This is a genomic window from Psychrobacter sp. 16-MNA-CIBAN-0192, assembly GCF_040309565.1.
In the GTDB taxonomy this organism is placed as follows: Bacteria; Pseudomonadota; Gammaproteobacteria; order Pseudomonadales; family Moraxellaceae; genus Psychrobacter.
The window spans coordinates 1-253 of sequence record NZ_JBEOOX010000503.1; the positions used below are offsets into that span (position 1 = coordinate 1).

At 44.3% G+C, this 253-nt stretch carries 1 protein-coding gene; it reads right to left on the minus strand.

What is annotated here, in order from left to right; all coding sequences use genetic code 11:
• Positions 1-238 (minus strand): TorF family putative porin (locus tag AAEY78_RS14130; protein WP_352340030.1); only part of this gene is annotated, 238 nt, incomplete at its 3' end.
• Positions 239-253: the final 15 nt, after the last annotated feature.

A 253-nucleotide genomic window follows, 5' to 3' on the forward strand; every position in this document is an offset into this window, starting at 1 on the left:
TATGATCGCTATCCATGGTACTGCCATGATAACGAACATCAAAATTGATTCCGGCATAGGCTTTACTCACACCCAAATTCCAGTGCCCCCAACCTTCTGCACCATGACCATCTAAATCTTGGTAGCCGATACTTGCTGATACGTATAAACCATTGTCAAACTGATAGCTCGGATGAACGGCATAGTTAACACCTTGCCAGCCCTCTACACCAAACCAATCATCGATTGTTGGAGTCACTTCTAACTGCACATT